This is a genomic window from Binatus sp. (SeqCode) (assembly GCF_049584895.1).
Taxonomy (GTDB): Bacteria; Desulfobacterota; Binatia; order Binatales; family Binataceae; genus Binatus.
On the sequence record NZ_JBAUYR010000018.1, the window covers coordinates 1 to 1816 of the forward strand.

The 1816-nt window shown below is 60.7% G+C and carries 2 protein-coding genes and 1 pseudogene; all 3 read left to right on the top strand.

The window, feature by feature from the left end:
- Positions 1-677, top strand: a pseudogene (locus WB650_RS03450) (DNA-directed RNA polymerase subunit beta'); the annotation flags it as partial.
- Positions 678-891: 214 nt separating this feature from the next.
- Complete coding sequence (gene rpsL / locus WB650_RS03455) at positions 892-1263, top strand: 30S ribosomal protein S12 (protein WP_422293119.1); 372 nt, start codon at positions 892-894, stop codon at positions 1261-1263.
- Between the two features lie 18 nt (positions 1264-1281).
- Positions 1282-1752: a 30S ribosomal protein S7 gene (gene rpsG, locus WB650_RS03460; RefSeq protein ID WP_423959425.1), complete on the top strand. Its 471-nt coding sequence runs from the start codon at positions 1282-1284 to the stop codon at positions 1750-1752.
- Positions 1753-1816: the final 64 nt, after the last annotated feature.

Here is a 1816-nt window from a genome sequence, read left to right on the forward strand (position 1 = left end):
GCAAGCGCAAGGTCGAAGTCACTCCTGAGATCGGCGAGAAGCGCGAGTACCTGATTCCGAAGGGCAAGCATATCGCGGTGCACGAAGGCGATATCGTGAAAGCGGGCGAGCCGTTGATGGAAGGCTCGTCCAACCCGCACGACATCCTGACCATTCTCGGCGAAAAGGCGCTGGCGAAATACCTGGTCGACGAAATCCAGGAAATCTACCGGCTGCAGGGCGTGCGCATCAACGACAAGCATATCGAAGTGATCGTGCGCCAGATGCTGCGTCGCGTGCGAATCAAGGAAGTAGGAGACACGCCGTTCCTGGTCGGCGACCAGGTCGAGAAGTGGCGCTTCGACGAAGAGAACGGACGCGTGCTGACGCGCGGCGGAGAGCCTGCGATCGCGGAGCCGCTGCTGCTCGGAATCACAAAGGCGTCTTTGTCTACCGAGAGTTTCATCTCGGCGGCATCGTTCCAGGAGACCACCCGCGTGCTGACCGAGTCGGCCATCAACGGCAAAGTTGACCGGCTGGTTGGGCTCAAGGAAAACGTGATCATGGGACGCCTGATCCCGGCCGGCACCGGCATGAACTCGTACAACGCGATGGTGGTGAAGGTCGAAGGCGCTGCGGCGGAAGAAGAAGTGGAAAAACCCGAGCTCGCCGCCGTCGCCGCACCGGGTGGAGATTGACACGGGCCGCTGGGTCCCGTACATAATGATGTTTCCCCCAAGGGCATAAGTGTCCTTGGGGGGTTTGTTTGAACACCGCGCCCCACCGGGGGCAATCCGGCGAAAAACCGGGCCGGCTGCGAAGCCAGCGCCGAGCGGTCTCAGAGTTATCGGCGGGCGTCGAAGGCGTGCGCCTCGCGAAGCGAACGGGAATGATTAGATTGGGAAGACTTAAGTGCCGACGATAAATCAATTGATCCGACGAGCCCGCGTGAAGAAGACCTTCAAGACCAAGGCGCGCGCGCTCGAAGGCTCGCCGCAGAAGCGTGGTGTATGCACGCAGGTGAAGACGACGACGCCAAAGAAGCCGAACTCCGCGCTCCGAAAAGTAGCGCGGGTGCGGCTCTCCAACGGGATCGAGGTGAACACCTACATTCCAGGAGTCGGGCACAACCTGCAGGAGCATTCGGTGGTGCTGATTCGTGGCGGTCGCGTGCGCGATTTGCCGGGCGTCCGCTATCACGTGATTCGCGGCACGCTGGATTCGATCGGCGTGCAGGAGCGGCGCAAGGGCCGCTCGAAATACGGGTCGAAGAAACCCAAGTGAAGCAATAAGTAGAGTTATATGTCGCGCAAAGGACAAATACGCGTCCGCGAAATTCCAGCGGATCCCAAGTATCACGACCGCACCGTCGCGAAGTTCATGAACATCGTGATGGAACGGGGCAAGAAGTCGCTGGCTGAGCAGATTTTTTATCACGCGCTCGATCTCGCGGCCGAGCGCTCGAAAGAAGACGGCCTGGTCGTGTTCAAGCGCGCGCTCGACAACGTCCGCCCCGCAGTCGAGGTTCGCTCGCGGCGGGTCGGCGGCGCCAACTATCAGGTCCCAAGTGAAGTGCGACCTGCGCGGCGCAACTCACTCGCGATGCGATGGCTGGTCACTGCTGCGCGCGGGCGTGGCGAGAAGTCGATGGAAGAGCGGCTGGCGGCCGAAATCCTCGACGCTGCCGCCAATCGCGGCGGCGCAGTCAAGAAGCGCGAAGACACACATCGAATGGCGGATGCCAACAAGGCGTTCGCCCACTACCGCTGGTAATACCGAGTTTTTTTAGATGGCTCGTCAGACACCAATAGAACGGGTGCGCAATATCGGCATCATG